The sequence below is a fragment of the Hymenobacter sp. UYP22 genome (assembly GCF_040547285.1).
Lineage (GTDB): Bacteria > Bacteroidota > Bacteroidia > Cytophagales > Hymenobacteraceae > Hymenobacter.
Genome location: NZ_JBEPPK010000003.1, coordinates 174842 through 190334, shown reverse-complemented (window position 1 = coordinate 190334; position 15493 = coordinate 174842). Strand labels below are relative to the sequence as shown.

Annotated in this window: 13 protein-coding genes; 7 read left to right on the top strand and 6 right to left on the bottom strand. The window is 59.3% G+C overall.

Annotation, left to right across the window (positions count from 1 at the left end):
• Positions 1–116 precede the first annotated feature (116 nt).
• The 3 genes from ABIB60_RS07060 to ABIB60_RS07050 all read right to left on the bottom strand — a co-directional run bounded on the left by ABIB60_RS07060 (position 117) and on the right by ABIB60_RS07050 (position 2710).
• The gene (locus tag ABIB60_RS07060; RefSeq protein WP_354578750.1) at positions 117–866 is read right to left on the bottom strand and encodes a zinc ribbon domain-containing protein; all 750 of its coding nucleotides are present in this window, start codon (positions 864–866) and stop codon (positions 117–119) included.
• Positions 856–1956, bottom strand: a complete 1101-nt coding sequence (locus ABIB60_RS07055; RefSeq protein WP_354578748.1) for a Nif3-like dinuclear metal center hexameric protein — start codon at positions 1954–1956, stop codon at positions 856–858. The genes ABIB60_RS07060 and ABIB60_RS07055 overlap by 11 nt, the downstream gene beginning before the upstream one ends.
• 67 nt (positions 1957–2023) lie before the next feature.
• The gene (locus ABIB60_RS07050; RefSeq protein WP_354578747.1) at positions 2024–2710 is read right to left on the bottom strand and encodes a uracil-DNA glycosylase family protein; all 687 of its coding nucleotides are present in this window, start codon (positions 2708–2710) and stop codon (positions 2024–2026) included.
• Positions 2711–2873: 163 nt separating this feature from the next.
• Here ABIB60_RS07050 and lpxK point away from each other — a divergent pair, with 163 nt between their 5' ends.
• The 4 genes from lpxK to ABIB60_RS07030 all read left to right on the top strand — a co-directional run bounded on the left by lpxK (position 2874) and on the right by ABIB60_RS07030 (position 7265).
• A complete protein-coding gene (gene lpxK, locus ABIB60_RS07045) occupies positions 2874–3938 on the top strand; it encodes a tetraacyldisaccharide 4'-kinase (protein WP_354578746.1) in 1065 nt (354 codons plus the stop codon).
• Complete coding sequence (locus tag ABIB60_RS07040) at positions 3931–5988, top strand: putative porin (protein ID WP_354578744.1); 2058 nt, start codon at positions 3931–3933, stop codon at positions 5986–5988. Before lpxK ends, ABIB60_RS07040 begins: the two co-directional genes overlap by 8 nt.
• A 101-nt stretch (positions 5989–6089) precedes the next feature.
• Positions 6090–6686 (top strand): MiaE family protein, encoded by a 597-nt coding sequence (locus tag ABIB60_RS07035; protein WP_354578742.1) that lies wholly within the window; start codon positions 6090–6092, stop codon positions 6684–6686.
• 96 nt (positions 6687–6782) lie between these two features.
• The gene (locus ABIB60_RS07030; RefSeq protein WP_354578740.1) at positions 6783–7265 is read left to right on the top strand and encodes a hypothetical protein; all 483 of its coding nucleotides are present in this window, start codon (positions 6783–6785) and stop codon (positions 7263–7265) included.
• Between the two features lie 5 nt (positions 7266–7270).
• On the opposite strand, the gene ABIB60_RS07025 is transcribed toward ABIB60_RS07030, so the two are convergent.
• Together ABIB60_RS07025 and ABIB60_RS07020 are read right to left on the bottom strand one after the other, a co-directional pair.
• Complete coding sequence (locus ABIB60_RS07025) at positions 7271–9121, bottom strand: glycoside hydrolase family 2 protein (protein ID WP_354578738.1); 1851 nt, start codon at positions 9119–9121, stop codon at positions 7271–7273.
• A 136-nt stretch (positions 9122–9257) separates the two neighbouring features.
• Positions 9258–10535, bottom strand: coding sequence for an asparagine synthetase B (locus tag ABIB60_RS07020; protein ID WP_354578736.1), 1278 nt, complete (start codon positions 10533–10535; stop codon positions 9258–9260).
• A gap of 243 nt (positions 10536–10778) precedes the next feature.
• Between ABIB60_RS07020 and ABIB60_RS07015 the strand changes: the two genes are divergently transcribed.
• The 3 genes from ABIB60_RS07015 to ABIB60_RS07005 all read left to right on the top strand — a co-directional run bounded on the left by ABIB60_RS07015 (position 10779) and on the right by ABIB60_RS07005 (position 13826).
• Positions 10779–12017, top strand: coding sequence for an ABC transporter permease (locus ABIB60_RS07015; RefSeq protein WP_354578734.1), 1239 nt, complete (start codon positions 10779–10781; stop codon positions 12015–12017).
• 79 nt (positions 12018–12096) lie between these two features.
• Positions 12097–12540, top strand: coding sequence for a hypothetical protein (locus tag ABIB60_RS07010; protein ID WP_354578733.1), 444 nt, complete (start codon positions 12097–12099; stop codon positions 12538–12540).
• Positions 12541–13469: 929 nt separating this feature from the next.
• Positions 13470–13826 (top strand): hypothetical protein, encoded by a 357-nt coding sequence (locus ABIB60_RS07005; protein ID WP_354578732.1) that lies wholly within the window; start codon positions 13470–13472, stop codon positions 13824–13826.
• Between the two features lie 105 nt (positions 13827–13931).
• On the opposite strand, the gene mtaB is transcribed toward ABIB60_RS07005, so the two are convergent.
• Positions 13932–15278, bottom strand: a complete 1347-nt coding sequence (mtaB, locus tag ABIB60_RS07000) for a tRNA (N(6)-L-threonylcarbamoyladenosine(37)-C(2))-methylthiotransferase MtaB (protein ID WP_354578730.1) — start codon at positions 15276–15278, stop codon at positions 13932–13934.
• Positions 15279–15493: the final 215 nt, after the last annotated feature.

The following is a 15493-nucleotide window of genomic DNA, read 5'->3' as shown; positions in this document are numbered from 1 at the left end:
AAACAGCCACTGCGCCCCCCTGCGAAACCCACCGCAAACCACTGCGAGAAAACTCATAGGACAAAAAAAGAACGGCCCCGAAAAAGGCCGTTCTCTTCTATACAATCAGCACTTAATTAAGCGGTGCGGGCTTCCACATCGGCCAGAACACGGCCACAGTGTTCACACACGATGATTTTCTTGTGGGCAATGATATCGGCCTGGCGCTGGGGCGGTACGGTGTTGAAGCAGCCGCCGCAGGCGTCACGCTTTACCGTTACCACGGCCAGACCGTTGCGCACGTTGCCCCGGATGCGGGTGTAGGCCATCAGCAAACGGTCTTCCACGGGCTTCACGGCGTCGGCGCGCTCGTTCATGAGCTTTTGCTCATCGGCTTCGCTTTCCCCCACGATAGTTTCCAGCTCCGACTTTTTGTTGTCGAGGTCTTTTTTCCGCTCGTCGAGCTTCTGCTTGGTACCGCTGATTTCGTTGTTTTTCAGCTCAATCTGGTACTGCGCTTCCTTGATTTTCTTCTCGGAAATCTGAATTTCCAATTTCTGCAACTCGATTTCCTTGGCAATGGCCTCGTACTCGCGGTTGTTGCGCACGTTGGTTTGCTGGTCTTCGTAGCGCTTGATCAGGCCATCGGCGTCCTTGCCGTTCTGCTTGCGCTGCTTGATCTGGTCGTTGAGGCCGGAAATTTCCTCGTCGAACTTGCTGACACGTACCTCGTAGCCCGCAATTTCGTCCTCCAGGTCCTGCACTTCTTCGGGCAAGTCGCCACGCACACGCCGGATTTCGTCGAGCTGCGAGTCGATGCGCTGCAGGTTCAGGAGAGCTTCGAGCTTACTGGCAACGGGGGTTTCCGCGGACGGATTAGAAATCATAACGGACAGGGTTGGTGAGGGTCTCTGCAATGAAGAGCGCAAAAGTACTTCCAAAGTTGCCCATAAGCAAATCCCGGAAGATTTCGCCGGTGAACTGTTCGCTCTCAAAATGCCCTACGTCGCAGAGCATCAAGCGGCCTTCAGACAGGAAGTATTCGTGGTATTTCAGGTCGCCGGTAACGTAGGCCTGGGCCCCGGCGGCGCGGGCTTTGCCAATCAGGAAACTGCCCGCGCCCCCGCACAGCGCCACTGTGTTGATAGGCCGGCCGAAATCTGTGTGCTTGACCACGGGCACGCCCAGGGCTGCGCGCAGCCGCTGCCGGAACTCGGCCGGCGTGAGGGGCTCGGGTAGTTCGCCCACCATGCCGGAGCCTACTTCCTGGTGGGTGTTTTCCAGCTTTAGTACCTCGTAGGCCACTTCCTCGTAGGGGTGTGCCTGGCGCAGCGCCCGCAAAGCTGCTGCCTGTAGGTGCAGAGGCAGCAGCACCTCCACTCGGTCCTCGGGGCCGGTGTGGGGCTGGCCGGGCTGCCCGCTGAAGGGGGAGGTATCCGGGCCGGGCGTGAAGGTGAATGTGCCCTCGGAGCGGAAGCTGCACCCGGAGTACTGCCCGATTTGCCCGGCCCCGGCCGCGTATAGCGCCTCTAGCACAGCCTGCGTGTGGGAGGCGGGCACGTAGGTGATGAGCTTGGCCAGCAGGCCGGGTTTGGGGTCGAGGATGCGCACGTTCTGCAGGCCCAGCTTGTCGGCCAGCTTGCGGTTCACGCCGTGCGCCACGTTATCGAGGTTGGTGTGGGCGGCGTACAGGGCTATATCGTGGCGAATGGCCAGCAGGAGGGTCTGCTCCACCTCGTTGGCGCCGGTAAGGCGCTTGAGGGGCTTGAAAATGAGCGGGTGGTGGGCCACCACCACGTTGCAGCCCCGCCGGATGGCTTCTTCCACCACGGCCGGGGTGCAGTCGAGGGCAATGAGCACGCCGCGCACTTCCATCTGCGGGTCGCCGCACTGCAGGCCGGCGTTATCGTAGCTTTCCTGGTAGGCCAGGGGAGCGGCCTGCTCCAGTACGCGCATCAGGTCAAGTAGCTTGGGCATTTTGAGGGAAGATCAAAGGTGAAAAATCAAAAGTAAAAGGAGTACGTCGGCAGAGAAACCAGCAGGCTTACACCTGCGGCTTTTTACTTATTCTCTCCAGCACGTCCACGTATTGCGCTACGTTGGCCGCTAAATCCTTCCGCTTATACTGCATCAAAAACCGCGGATGGTCAAGGATGTGGAGCTGATCGAAGAGTTGTAGCTCCTCGTTCAGGCGCTGGAAGTACAGCCCATTGCGGCGGCCCAGGCACACGGCCGCGTGCCGGACTAGCCCTACCTCCGTTGCCTGCCGCCACACCGCTTCCTGGATAGTGGGCCACAGCGCTGCCGTGACGGCCGGCGAATCGTAAAAATTGTAGTTGCGTCCGTCTTTCAGCAAAACCAGCGGGTAGAGGGAGCCCAGGAAAAACCGCTGGTAAAACTCCGCCGGTCCGCCCAGCGCCTCAATAACGGCCTGCATGAACTCGCTGGAGGGCTCCCGGCGGCGGGGCAACTCGTTGGGGATGCCCCAGGCCGCCAGCGCCGTAGGGTCGGTGAAGGCCACGCCTGTGCGGCCGTTGCCCAGGCGGCCGGGGTTGATGCCTAACAGGGCCACCCGAGGCTGATTACCGCTATAATAGCGGTGGGCAAACTGGGTGAGCAGCTCTTGCGGGCCCGGTTCCTGGTAGGGGCTGAACGCCTCCACGCCCTCGGGCAGGGCCGGCGGCAGTGGGAATTCAGTCAGAAAGCGAAGCAGGCGGTTGGCGAAGGACATGACACGCGCGAGGGTGGAAAAGGATGCATACGCAGCCGCGCGGAAAAGCGGCTCCAGCGGTAGTCCTGAAGGTAGTCCAGTAGGTTCCGAAAAATCCGCCGGCCTGCGCGTGACCCCGCCCGAACCCCCTACTTTTACGCCTCCGTTTTCCCAGTTTCGCGCTATGACCCGTTGGTTGTCTTATCTGCTGCTGCCCCTAAGCTGGCTATATGCGGGCGTAATGGCCGGGCGCAACTGGCTGTATAACCGGGGTTGGAAGCAAAGCGTAGCGTTTGCCGAGGTGCCAGTGCTGAGTGTCGGCAACCTGCGGGTGGGCGGTACCGGCAAAACTCCCCACGTAGCCTGGCTGGTGGAATGGCTACGGCAGCAAGGGCAGCAGCCGGCCCTGCTGAGCCGGGGCTACGGCCGCCGTACCCAGGGCTACCGCCTGGCCCAGCCCACCGATACGGCCCTAACCATCGGCGACGAGCCCCTGCAGCAGTTTCAGTACTTCCGGGGGCAGGTACCGGTGGCCGTGAGCGAAAACCGGGTGGTCGGCATCCAGCAGTTGCGTCAGGAGAAGCCCACCCTCACGGCCGTGGTGCTGGATGATGCCTACCAGCACCGCCGCGTACAGCCCGCCTTCAATATCTTGCTTACGGAGCAGCAGCGGCCATTCTATGAGGATTTCGTGCTGCCCACCGGCCGCTTGCGCGAAAGTCGCGGCGGGGCTGCCCGGGCCGATGTGGTAGTCGTCACCAAATGCCCGCCCCACCTGAGCCCGCAAGCGCAGGCGCAGATTACCCGGCGCGTGCGGCGCTACGCCCAGCCCGAGGTACCCGTGCTCTTTTCTTGCTACGACTACGGCGCCCCGGTAGCCGTGCCGGGTACCAGCGCGGTGGGCCAGCCGGGGCCGGAAGTATTGCTACTGACCGGCATTGCCCAGCCCGAGCCCCTGCGGCAATATTTGGCGGGGGCTGGCTACCACATCAGCCAGCACGCCCGGTTTGCCGACCACCACGCCTTTTCTGCGGAGGAAATCAGTGGGCTGGCCGCGCAATTACAGCCGGGCCAGTGCGTTCTGACCACCCAGAAGGATGCTGCCCGCCTGCTGGAGCCCGCTTTGGCTGCAAGTGTGGCTAAATTGCCCGTATTTTACATCCCGATTGAAGTGCGCTTCCTGGCCGATGGTGCGGCCCGGCTGGCGGCCCTGCTCACTCCCTACTTTCCGCCCCACGCTGTTGTCTGATTCCCTGCTGACTTCGTTGCCTTCTGCTGCGCCGCTTTCTTTATCCGCTGGCTTGCCGGTGCGCTGCCGCCTGCCCCGGGTGTGGCCCGCTGCCGCGCTGCTAAGCGCGGGCCTGTTGCCCGGCCTAAGCCAGGCCCAGGTGCTCGACGATTCCACGAAAGTGCGCTACGGGGCCCACACTACTTTTATTCTGAAGGAGCGGGATCTGCTGCGCGAAGACACCCTGGGCCAGGTAATCGACACCACGCTCACGCGCCTGCCCCAGCAGCGCTACTGGGCCCACGATACCACATTCCAGCAGGATTTGGGCAACTTCGGAACGGCCTCGCGCCGCTTGCTTTGGGAGCCCAACCTGGAGCTGGGCGTACGGCTCGGGCGCAATGTATTCGATAAATACGCCCGCAACGGGGCCGACATTCCGTACTACGATACCCGCTCGCCCTATACCTTCTTCCGCTTTCACCAGGGCAACCCCTACGAGCAGATCTTTGAGCTTTCGTACGCCCGCAGCCTCAAAAAGCACTTCAACGCCGGTTTCGCCTACGAGCGGTTCGGGGCTAACAAGGCGGTGGCGGTACGAAGCAACCGGGAAGGCCAGGTGGAGCACAGCAACTTCCTGTTCTTCGTGCGCTACGACTCGCCCGAGGGCCGCTACCACGCCATGGCCAACATCAACACGGCCCGCCACCGCGCCGTGGAGCAGGGGGGTATCGAGCCCCAACTGGTGACAAACAACCCGGAAGCTCCCAGTGACTTTAGGGAGGACGGGAGTGTTATTCTCTCGCAGTTATTTGACTATCAACGGGAAGTAGTTAACCTCACCAAGGCTACCAATTATGAGGACCGGGACGAGCTGCGGCTGGCGCATACCTACCGCCTGCTGGGCCGGGGCCTCACGGCCTACCACGTTATCGATTACCGTCGCCAATTCAACAAGTACATTGATGAGGCTCCGGTGAGTACCAACGGCGTAGCGCGCTTCTACCCCCTCATCCGGCGCAGCACCGTGCTGACGGATGATCGGGCCGAGTTCCGGCAGCTGGAAAATACCGTGGGCTTTTTGGGTAACACCCGCGCCGTGGAGTACCGCCTGTACGCCCGCCTCCGCAACGCCGGCCTGGACACCTGGAGCCGCTCGGACGAACCCGGCCCGGCCCTCAAACGGCTGCAACCCGTAGATACTACCCAACTGTTCGTGGGCGGCGCGGCCTCGTTCCAGTACCGGCAGTTTGCCATTGAAACCTCGGGAGAAGTGCGCCCCACGGCCAAGTTCTCGGAGCTGGCCAGCACGGAGTACTGGCTGCGCGGCAATGCCCGGCTGGGGCCGCTAAGCGGGGAGGTGCTGCTGACTAGCTACTCGCCCACGCTCACGCAGCTGCGCTTTGAGGGCAACCACTACAGCTGGGACCATACCCTGAACAGCACCGACCCCTTTGAGAATACGCAGGTGCAGCAAGTGCGCGTGCGGGCGGCCCGGCAACTTGGTATCCACTACCTGGAAGCCGTGGGTACGCTGGCCAACATCCAAAACCTGGTGTACTACACGGCCAACGCCGCCAACGGGCAGTTCGGCTCCCCCCAGCAGCTGGGCTCAGCCCGGCAGCTGACCACGATAATGGCCCGCTACCGCCTCACCTGGGGCAAATTTGTGGCCGATAACCAGGCTACCTATACCGTAGGTGCGGATGAGGACAACCCCGGCCTGCGAATTCCGGCTCTGGTGGGCGAGTCGCGGGTATATTACCAAGGCTACCTGTTCAAGAAAGCCTTGCTGGGCCAGGTAGGGTTGCAAACGTACTTCCAGTCGCGCTGGAAAGCCTACGACTACAGCCCCAGTACCCAGCAATTTTACGTGCAGGACCATTTCACCCTTCGCAATACGCCCGTGGTGGATGCTTTTCTGAGCGCCGATATTCGCACGGTAGGCATTTTCCTGAAGATGGCCTACATCAACCAGTTTCTGCCCCAGTCGGGCTACTTTGCCTCGCCCTATTACGCGGCCCTGCCCCGGCGCTTCCAGTTTGGCATCCGCTGGCAGTTCTTCAACTAATTTGTGAAGTGGTGAAGGGTGAACTTGTGAAGTGAGGAACAGCCGGTAGCTTACCCGCTCCTTTTCACAACTTCACCCTTCACAAGTTCACCCCTGCGTTCATGAAAGAAAAAACCATTCTGAAGCTGAAGCTGAACACCGACCCCCGGTGGGTGGATATTGCCAGCAAAAACATCGAGGATATTCTGGTAGACCATGCCTATTGCGAGCAGAAGGCGGCCAGCACTGGTATTTCCCTGATTGTAAAATACCCGGAAAAAACCCGCCTAGTGGAGGAGCTTACGGCCCTGGTAGCGGAGGAGTGGGAGCATTTTGCGCGGGTGTTGCAGGAGCTGCGCAAGCGGGGCCATGAGCTGGGCCGTCCGCGCCGCGACGAGTACGTGGTGCAGCTGATGAGCCACGTACGCAAGGGCGGTGCCCGGGAGCGGCAGCTCATGGATCAGCTGCTGGTAAGCGCTCTGATAGAGGCCCGTAGCTGCGAAAGATTCAAGCTGTTGTGGAAGCACATTCCCGACCCCGAGCTTAGCCAGTTTTACTACGAGCTGATGGCCTCTGAGGCCGGCCACTTTGTAAGCTACGTGGATTTGGCCAAGGAGTACTGCAGCCCCGAGGAGGTAGACACGCGCCTGCAGGAACTACTCAAAATTGAAGGGGAAATTGTGACCAACCTACCCGTGCGGGACGACCGGATGCACTAACATAAGAAGGCAAGATTAATATAGTGTTTTGTAGATGTTAAGTGGTATGTCCGCGCAATTTCATAGTTTGGTCGTTGCTGCCCATTTCCACTATCTATGAAACTACCTGTACTACTCCTTGTTGCCTTCTGGCTCACCGCATTCGGTACCTGCTGGGCTCAGGCCCCGGCCGAGGTGGCTCCGGTCACGCTGAATTTTTGCGGAGTTGAATTGCCCCTGGAAAGCGGCTGCACTTCCGAATCCAAATACCAAATGGCCTGTGGTGACTATCAGCTGACCTGGATGTACCTGGATTTCAGTATGATGAAAACATACCCGGCGCAGTTTATCAAGCAGGCAGAGAAAAAGCACAAGGGTACTGAGAAGCAACCTTTTGAGTGCGTTATTCTGGATGGTCCACCAGCGCAGGGCGTCCGGCTGAGCTATCCTACGGAGGCCGGCGGTATGGCTTATCAGCTAATAGTATACGGCAATGCCAAAGGCCAGCCCGTACTACTGGACATCACTCTGCCCATTGATCCGGAAAAAACTGCAGACCTGCCCGCCACAGTGCAAAAGATAATTCGCCTACCAAAGTAGGTGGGCTAGGCTGTAGCCTCAGGTGCCGGGGTGTTGGGCTGTGGGGCGTGGGAGGCAAGTAAGCCCGCAGGTACCGAAAGCTCACCAGTGTGCGGGTCCAGTAATCCGTTGCGCTCATCCTCAATGTTGGTAGCTTGGGTGTACACATCACCGGCTATGGGGCGCTTGCGCAGTTCCTGCTTGAATTGGCGGATTCGGTCGGCGCGCTCCCCGGCGCTTTGTGGTCCACCATAGTCAGCAAAGCCAAACCCGCCCCACTCACTGACAACCAGGGGCTTCTGGCGGCCATAGAAGAACGGGTCACCAATCACCAAGGGCAGCACGGCCACGTTATTCAGGTCGCCCTGCACCATGTGGTCCAGTACCTCGGCCCAGCGGGCTACTTCGGGAGTGTAGATGTGAGCCGTCAGTAAATCAGATTTCAGGCGCCCTTCCTGGGAAATGTGTTGCCACCCGTCGTTATCCACCACCAAAAACTGGGGGTAGTTAATGTGCAAGTAATGATACATCTCCACGATGTAGCGGCGGGTTTCGGGGTTGGTAGCAATATCCTGGGCGCCCCAGTCCTCGTTGTACAGGCTCCAGATAACCACGGAGGGGTGCGACTCAATCAGGGCCAGCATCCGGAGTAGTTCGGCGCGGTGGTTTTCCCGGCTGCGGGGGGTGCTGGAGTGGGGGCTGGGTACTTCTACCCATAACATTAAGCCCAGTTCATCGGCCAGGTTGTAGATGCGCGGATCAACGCCGGCAATGTGTACGCGCACCAGGTTGCAGCCCAGGGCCTGCATGGCGTGCATATGGCGGTGCATTTCCTCGTACGTTGCCGTACCGGGCTGATACAGAATGCCGTCCAGATACGTAGGCTTGTTGTTAAGGTACACGTAGGTACCCCTGGATTCTATTTTGCGGAGTCCGAAGTGCGTCTCAATTTGGGCGGAATAGCCTTCTTCATCGAGCAGCTGGGCTACTAGCCGGTACAAGTTAGGAGCGCCCGGTGCCCAGAGGCGGGCCCCAGCCAGTTCCATCACCACGCGCTGCTGACGCTGCCCAACTTCCAGGCGCAAGGGAAAATCAGCGGTGGCCAAGGCCTGGCCGTCAGTGGCCGTCGGGTCAAATACCTGGAGGCGAATAGTATAAGCGCCGGGGTTGTGGATGCGGGTGGTGAGGTTAAAACGCACCATTTGGTCTTCAATCACGCTATCTACGCCTACCCGGGAGCGGAGGCGGTTGCGCTCCACCATCTCCAGCCACACGCTACGCACGGCCCCAGTGTAAGTCTGGTACCAGATACCGCCCCGCTTGTACACGTGCGACTCCTGCTTGCCCCGGGGCGTTTCGGCATCCATGGTATCCACGATGCGCACGGTAAGTCGATTAATGGGCCGCAGGTGCTCCTCGCGCAGTTCAAACGAGAAGGACGTATACTCCCCATAGTGTACATCCTCGCCCTCAATAGTGGAGAGTTGAAAACCGTTAAGCCATACTCGGGTTTCGTAGCCGCAGGCCCCAAAGGTGAGCTGGAATAGGGAGTGCGTATCGTCTTCGGCCCGTTCGGGCAGGGCAAACTGCCGCTCGTACCATACTACTACTTTGTCACGCCAGCTGGGCGCATCGGGCTGAGCCAGCTGCAAGTGTGCTTCCACCGAGCCCGGCCAGCTGGCTTGGCTACGGTAATTATGCGAGAGGTACCACAGGTCACGCAGGCCCACATCCTCCGCATCCAAGGCAAAATTCCATTCCCCGTCCAGCAGCAGGTAGTTATTAGTGCGCAGTACGGCCCGGGGCAGGGGGTTGGCCGCTCGGATATCGAGCGGATTGGTAGAGAAGCCGTAGTTGGAGTTGGTAGGAGCAGACATAGCGAGAGGGCGGATGTGCGCTATAACAACGTGCCCAGACCCGTTACGGATGCTTGGCTAATAATAAAAACCCGGCGGCGCCCAGACAGCAGGCGCCGCCGGGCATTCCCTGGCAGCTCGCGCTTCGGTGCCGGTTTTAGGTTTTCTGCTTCTTCTTTTTAGCCGCCGGAAACAGGATATTGTTGAGAATCAGGCGGTAGCCGGGCGAGTTGGGGTGCAGGGCCAAGTCGGTGGGCTCTTCCTCCACCATGTGCTGGTAGTCTTCGGGGTCGTGGCCGCCATAAAACGTCCAGGTACCCTTGCCCAGGGTGCCGTGCATGTAGCGTACCTCACCGGAGGCCTTGTTTTCGCCCATTACTACCACATCAGGCTTCACCAAGGGCTTGCGGAAAGCGGTGGTCTGGCCCATGAAGCCTTTCACGGTGCGCTCGTGGTTTTGGGTGAGCATGGTGGGCACGGGGTCGTACTTGGCCGAGAAGTTGAACAGCTGAAAAAAGTCATTGTCCTCGTACACGCCCCGTTCGCGCGGGTCCATGTCGATGTTGCTGTACTCGTACTCGTAGGGGTTCATGCGCAGCTGGAAGTTCTGGAAGGCCAGCGTGCGGTTAAAGTTGAGCTTGGACTGGGCCTGCTGGTCGGCGGGGTCGCCATCGTACATGCTCTCCACCATATCCACCCCCAGGCCGGCCAGGGCAATGTCGTAGGAGTCAGTGGCCGAGCACATGGCAAACAGGAACCCCCCGCCGGCAATGAACTCCTGCATTTTCACCGTTACGGCCCCTTTCATCTGGCTGACTTTGGCAAAGCCGTTACGCTTGGCGGCCGCCTCAGCATCGCGCTGCTGCTGCTGGTACCAGGGGCGGCTGCGGTAATTGGCGTAAAACTTTCCGTACTGGCCCGTAAAATCTTCATGGTGCAGGTGCAGCCAGTCGTACTTGGGCAGGTCGCCACGCAACACTTCGTCGTCGTAAATTTGGGTGTAGGGAATTTCGGCGTAGGCCAGCACCATAGTTACGGCGTCATCCCAGGGCTGCTTGCCCTTGGGCGTGTACACCGCAATTTTGGGCACCTTCTCCAGCTTCATCACGTCCATATTGGCGTTGGGGTCGGCTATTTCGGAGAGGATGCCGGTGTACTGGGCCTCGGAAATTACCTGGTAGCTGACGCCGCGCACGGCCAGCTCATTTTCGGCCCCGGCTACCACGTCGCAGGCAAAGGCCCCGCCCCGGTAGTTCAGCAGCCAATCCACCTCCACCTGCTTACCCAGCAGCCAGTAGGCTGCGCCGTAGGCTTTCAGGTGCTCCTTCTGGGTGTTGTCCATTGGGATGAGGAGGTGGTTGGCCCAACCCGCCAGGGGCCGGGCTAGGCCGGCGGCCAAAACCAGCAGCAACGCAAGAAGACGAGGAAAATTCATACGCAGGGAAAGGCCAAAATGCGAAGTTGGCGAGCCAAGCCAGATGGAAAAGAAGCTACAGCGCCGGAATCCGTAAAATTCGAGAAACCCGGCTAAATCCGTGATTCAAGGTAGCAAATCCGGGTGGTAGTTTCGTGGAAAACCCGCTACCTTGCCGGACCGGCCACCCAGGGCTGCGCGCCCGCCCACGGGTTTGCAGTCGTTTTGGCGGGCCTCGTCCACCTTCGTGTCGACTACCGCGCTATGCACTTACTGGAAAACATCAAAGAGGCGTTTCGTTCCATTCACAGCAACCTGCTGCGCACCGTGCTAACGGCCCTGATTGTGAGCATCGGCATTATGTCGCTAGTAGGAATCCTCACGGCCATTGATGCCATGAAGGCTTCGCTGAACTCCACGTTTGCCAGCCTGGGAGCCAACTCCTTTGAAATCAAAGCTAAGGGCTACTCCAACCGGGTGCGGCGGGGCGGGGTGCAGGAGAAAACCTACCCCGCGTTAACGTATCTGCAGGCCCGGCAGTACAAAAACCAGATTGGCGAGGAGGGTAAGGTGGGCGTATCGGCCCAGATTGCGGGGGCCGTGGAGGTGAAGGCCAACGGCATCAAAACCAACCCCAACATGCGCGTGGTGGCCGGCGACGAGAACTACCTGATGATTCAGAACTACAACCTGAGCGGGGGCCGTACCTTCTCGCCCGCCGAGCTGGATAACGGCGCCAACGTAGTAATTGTGGGGGCCGAGCTCAGGGAGAAGCTGTTTCCAAGCCAAAGCCCGCTCGAAAAATACGTGTACATGCTGGGCCGCCGCTTTCTGGTGATTGGGGAGCTGGAAAAGAGCGGTAGCAGCATGGGCGGCAGCGGGGCCGACCGGATGCTGCTGATTCCGCTGGAAACTGGCAACCAGCTGCCCCGTCAGCGCGCCCTCACCTACGACGTAAAAACCGCCACCCTCGACCCCGTGCAGCTCACCTACCTCACCGGCGAGGCCACCCGCGTGATGCGCGCCGTTCGCCACGACCAACTGGGCCAGGAAGACAGCTTCGAGTTGGAGCGTTCCGACTCCCTGGCCGGCAAGCTGGATTCGCTGTCGGGCAACCTCAAGATGGGCGGCTTCCTAGTAGGCTTCATCACGCTGCTGGGCGCCAGTATTGCCCTCATGAACATCATGATGGTGTCGGTGACGGAGCGGACGCGGGAAATAGGCATTCGAAAAGCCCTGGGCGCTACCTCCGTGCAAATTCGCCAGCAGTTCCTCATTGAGGCCATTGTGATTTGCGTGCTGGGCGGCACGCTGGGCATCCTGCTGGGCGTGGCCATGGGCAACGGCGTCTCGCTGTTTGTGGGCAGCGCCGGCTTCGTGGTGCCCTGGCTCTGGATGCTGATTGGCCTGGTAATCTGCGTAACCGTGGGCCTGGCCTCGGGCTATTACCCGGCCAGCAAAGCTGCCGGCCTCGACCCCATTGAGTCGTTGCGGTTCGAGTAGAAACCAGGGGCAGAAGCCCACTGGCCAGGCCTTTCGCGCTGCCAGTTGCGGGCTAGTTTCCACCGCTTTCAAGTGCACTATGATTCCTGGATTGGGTTTGCTACTCGCCCTGGTTTCGCGCCAGCAGCGCAACCGGGCCGACGACAACCAGCTGCGTCGGGAGCTGGTAGCGCACCAGCGTCGCCAGCTGCTGCACGCCCAAATTCCCAACCTGGATACAGCCCGCTACGCCTTTGGTCCGCGCTTCGATTCGCTGCATCAATTGTTGGTGCGCCACGACCCCGCCGGGCTGGGGCCGGATGCTCCGGACTCTCCCCTATACCCGGAACTAGCTCGCACGCTGCTCTATCAACTGCCCAAAGCGACTACGCCCGGGCGGCGGCTTGCTTTGCTTCAGCAGGAGGTGTACCTATGGTTTGGTCGGGAAGTGCGCCCGCCCGAACCAGCGGATACGCTGACCCTGGCGTTTGAAGCGTGGCAGCAATCTGAACCCAACCAAGCAAACCAAGCGGCCCTCTTATAGCCATTGAGCAGCAGCAGCCTTGTCTGCCTATGAAGCGGGCAGGAGGGAGGCTAGGGACAAATTAGATTGCGTGGGTAAACCCCGAAGTCGTGCCGAACTGTGCGAACAGCAGGCTGTAAGGAGAATGTTATGCACTGATTAGCATCAATCAATTTGCCGGATACTACCAAAAGTATTAGGCGCTTGCAGGATTCTCTGGGCTGGCAGCTGTAGGCGAATTGACCCGGTCAGCAGGCAGTTTGCGAAATTATACGACTGATAGGGCACAGCACAGCGAAGTAGCAAACGGTGTACGGGGGGAATGCAGGGGTGCTGTTAGTTGCAGCTTGTCGTCCACGCCGCCCTACCAATTCTCGTTCGACTTATCATTCGATGAGGAGAGTACTCGGCTCTGCCCCGGTATCAAACCGCTGCAGCAACCTCTTCAATACTCCCGCATATGCTTGAGCCAGTGAAGCTGTCGTACTAGCCTCAAAGAACAGGCAAAGGCCTTGTCCTATCACCAGTATGTCTCACAAGCAGAGGCGCAACTCAATTTTCGGCCAGCTATTTGCGAAGGGATAAGCGGATGAAGAAAGATTACGCATATTATTCATATGTTTGTAAAGAATAAACAAATGAATAATATGGAAAATACTTCGGTAGGCCAACGCTTCACGCAGCTGATAAATCATTTGGGTATATCTAAAAATGCCTTTGCTATATCACTAGACAAGACAGCAACGGTTATTCAGCACCTGGTAGAGGAGCGCAATAAACCTGGATTTGACCTTATCTGCAAGGTATTTGAAGTTTATCCAAATGTATCAAAGGATTGGCTTTTGCAGGGTACTGGCCCAATGCTGACTACTTCCGATGAAACTCCGGACCGAGAAAAGCCGGCAATACAGCCGGCGCGCAGGGCCGCTGAAGTTTCTGCGGCTCCCACTATGCCCACAGAAGCTGTATCCGCAGAAGCGGCTGCCTTGCCGGTTGCGGAACCCGCTCCAGTTGCTACTACTCCCGCTCCGGCTGAGCCCATAACTGCCCCAGCCCCCGAGCCCGTAGCTCCCGTGGCCTCCGTTACTCCAGAACCCGTTGTGGCGCTGCCGCCCGCATCCGCACCAGCAGCCCCAGCCGTAGCAGCGGCCCCGGCTGCTCCCGATGCGGGAGCCTGGCAGACTGCCCTGTACACCCAGCAGATGGCCCACCAACTAGCCTTGGCTGAAATGCGCAACCAGCACCTGCAGGATCAGCAGCGCCTGATGCAGCAGATGATGGATTTGATGCAACGCAAGATGATGTAGCTGCCATCAGTCGGTAGCTCTTGCACGCTTACCTAAAAGAAACACCCTTGACGCCAATCGGAATCAAGGGTGTTTTTATGGGGTGACTGTGTAGCTGGGCTAGTATTAGTGCTGAAATACTTCTATGCCCACTTCTTCGGCTTCCATCAGGTTCTGCGGGTTCACAGCGGTGAGGCGCAGGCGTTTCAACTCGCCCACCAGCAAAGGGTCGTATTTGGCCACCACCCGAATGTAATTGGGCGTGAACCCTTCCATCTGGCCGTTGGTCACGTCATCCTCGAAAAGTACGGCCGTTTCCAGGCCCGTGTGCTGCTCGTAGAAATGGCGCTTTTTCTTTTCGGAAAGGCTGCGGAGCTGGGTAGTACGCTCGTGGCGGTGGCGGTCCTGCACGCGGCCGGGCAGGGTGGGCGCCAGCGTGTTTTCGCGCTCCGAGTACGGGAATACGTGCAGGTAGCTCACGTCCAACTCGTTCAGGAACTGGTAGGTTTCCAGGAAATCGGCCTCCGTTTCGCCGGGAAAGCCTACGATGACGTCCACGCCGATGCAGGCGTGGGGCATTACTTCCTTGATAAGGCGCACCCGCTCCACGTACAGTTCCCGGCGGTAGCGGCGGCGCATCAGCCCCAGAATCTTATTGGAGCCCGACTGCAGCGGAATGTGGAAGTGGGGCATAAACCGCTTGGAGCGGGCTACAAACCGGATAATCTCGTCGGACAGCAAATTTGGCTCGCAGCTGCTGATGCGGAACCGCTCGATGCCGTCTACCTCATCCAGGGCCCGTACCAGGTCAAAAAAATCTTCCCGCCGCTCCCGCTCAGGGCCCTGCAGGCCAAAGTCGCCGAGGTTCACCCCCGTCAGCACAATTTCCTTCACGCCAGTTGCCGCCAGCTTTTGCACCCGCTCCACCACGCTCTGTACCGAGCCGGAGCGGCTTTTGCCCCGGGCCAGCGGAATGGTGCAGAATGAGCAGGAATAGTCGCAACCATCTTGCACCTTCAGGAAAGTGCGAGTCCGGTCGCCGTAGCTGTGGGCCGCGTGAAACTCGGTGGCCTCAGAAATTGGGGAGGCGAATACCTGACCAGGCTGGCCCGCCGCCGGCTTCTGAAAGCCCGCCAGCGTTTCTACCAGCTGAAACTTCTCGGCCGCACCCAACACAGCGTGTACGCCGGGAATTTCGGCAATTTCCTGGGGCTTGAGCTGGGCGTAGCAGCCCACAATGGCCACGAAGGCCTCGGGGTTGTGCTTGAGGGCCTCCTTCACCACCTTCCGGCACTTGCGGTCGGCGTGGTCCGTGACGGAGCAGGTATTGATAACGTAGATATCGGCCGCGTCCTCGAAGGCGGCTTTTACAAAGCCGTGTTCCTCAAACTGCCGCCCAATGGCCGACGTTTCGGAGAAGTTGAGCTTGCAGCCCAAGGTGTAAAAGGCAACTTTTCTGGTTTCCATTTTCATAAACAAGGCCGCAAAGATACGGCGGAAGTTGCAGGATTCCGGCAGCGTGACGGTAGACTTGAAGGACGGGTGGCGGAATGTATATCTTTGACTGGCTTACCGGTGGATAAGCTTACGACTCCGCACGGTTGGGTTTTATCTTGCTATAGCTATGAGACTGTTTATTCTATTGATGCTGGCTTGGGTATTCTCTAAACAAACGCCTATCGAGACCT

Excerpts from the sequence above, each read along its gene's own strand:
- ABIB60_RS07060 (WP_354578750.1), bottom strand. The coding sequence starts at position 866 with ATGATTTCTAATCCGTCCGCGGAAACCCCCGTTGCCAGTAAGCTCGAA.
- ABIB60_RS07055 (WP_354578748.1), bottom strand. The coding sequence starts at position 1,956 with ATGCCCAAGCTACTTGACCTGATGCGCGTACTGGAGCAGGCCGCTCCC.
- ABIB60_RS07050 (WP_354578747.1), bottom strand. The coding sequence starts at position 2,710 with ATGTCCTTCGCCAACCGCCTGCTTCGCTTTCTGACTGAATTCCCACTG.
- lpxK (WP_354578746.1), top strand. The coding sequence starts at position 2,874 with ATGACCCGTTGGTTGTCTTATCTGCTGCTGCCCCTAAGCTGGCTATAT.
- ABIB60_RS07035 (WP_354578742.1), top strand. The coding sequence starts at position 6,090 with ATGAAAGAAAAAACCATTCTGAAGCTGAAGCTGAACACCGACCCCCGG.
- ABIB60_RS07030 (WP_354578740.1), top strand. The coding sequence starts at position 6,783 with ATGAAACTACCTGTACTACTCCTTGTTGCCTTCTGGCTCACCGCATTC.
- ABIB60_RS07025 (WP_354578738.1), bottom strand. The coding sequence starts at position 9,121 with ATGTCTGCTCCTACCAACTCCAACTACGGCTTCTCTACCAATCCGCTC.
- ABIB60_RS07020 (WP_354578736.1), bottom strand. The coding sequence starts at position 10,535 with ATGAATTTTCCTCGTCTTCTTGCGTTGCTGCTGGTTTTGGCCGCCGGC.
- ABIB60_RS07015 (WP_354578734.1), top strand. The coding sequence starts at position 10,779 with ATGCACTTACTGGAAAACATCAAAGAGGCGTTTCGTTCCATTCACAGC.
- ABIB60_RS07010 (WP_354578733.1), top strand. The coding sequence starts at position 12,097 with ATGATTCCTGGATTGGGTTTGCTACTCGCCCTGGTTTCGCGCCAGCAG.
- ABIB60_RS07005 (WP_354578732.1), top strand. The coding sequence starts at position 13,470 with ATGCCCACAGAAGCTGTATCCGCAGAAGCGGCTGCCTTGCCGGTTGCG.
- mtaB (WP_354578730.1), bottom strand. The coding sequence starts at position 15,278 with ATGAAAATGGAAACCAGAAAAGTTGCCTTTTACACCTTGGGCTGCAAG.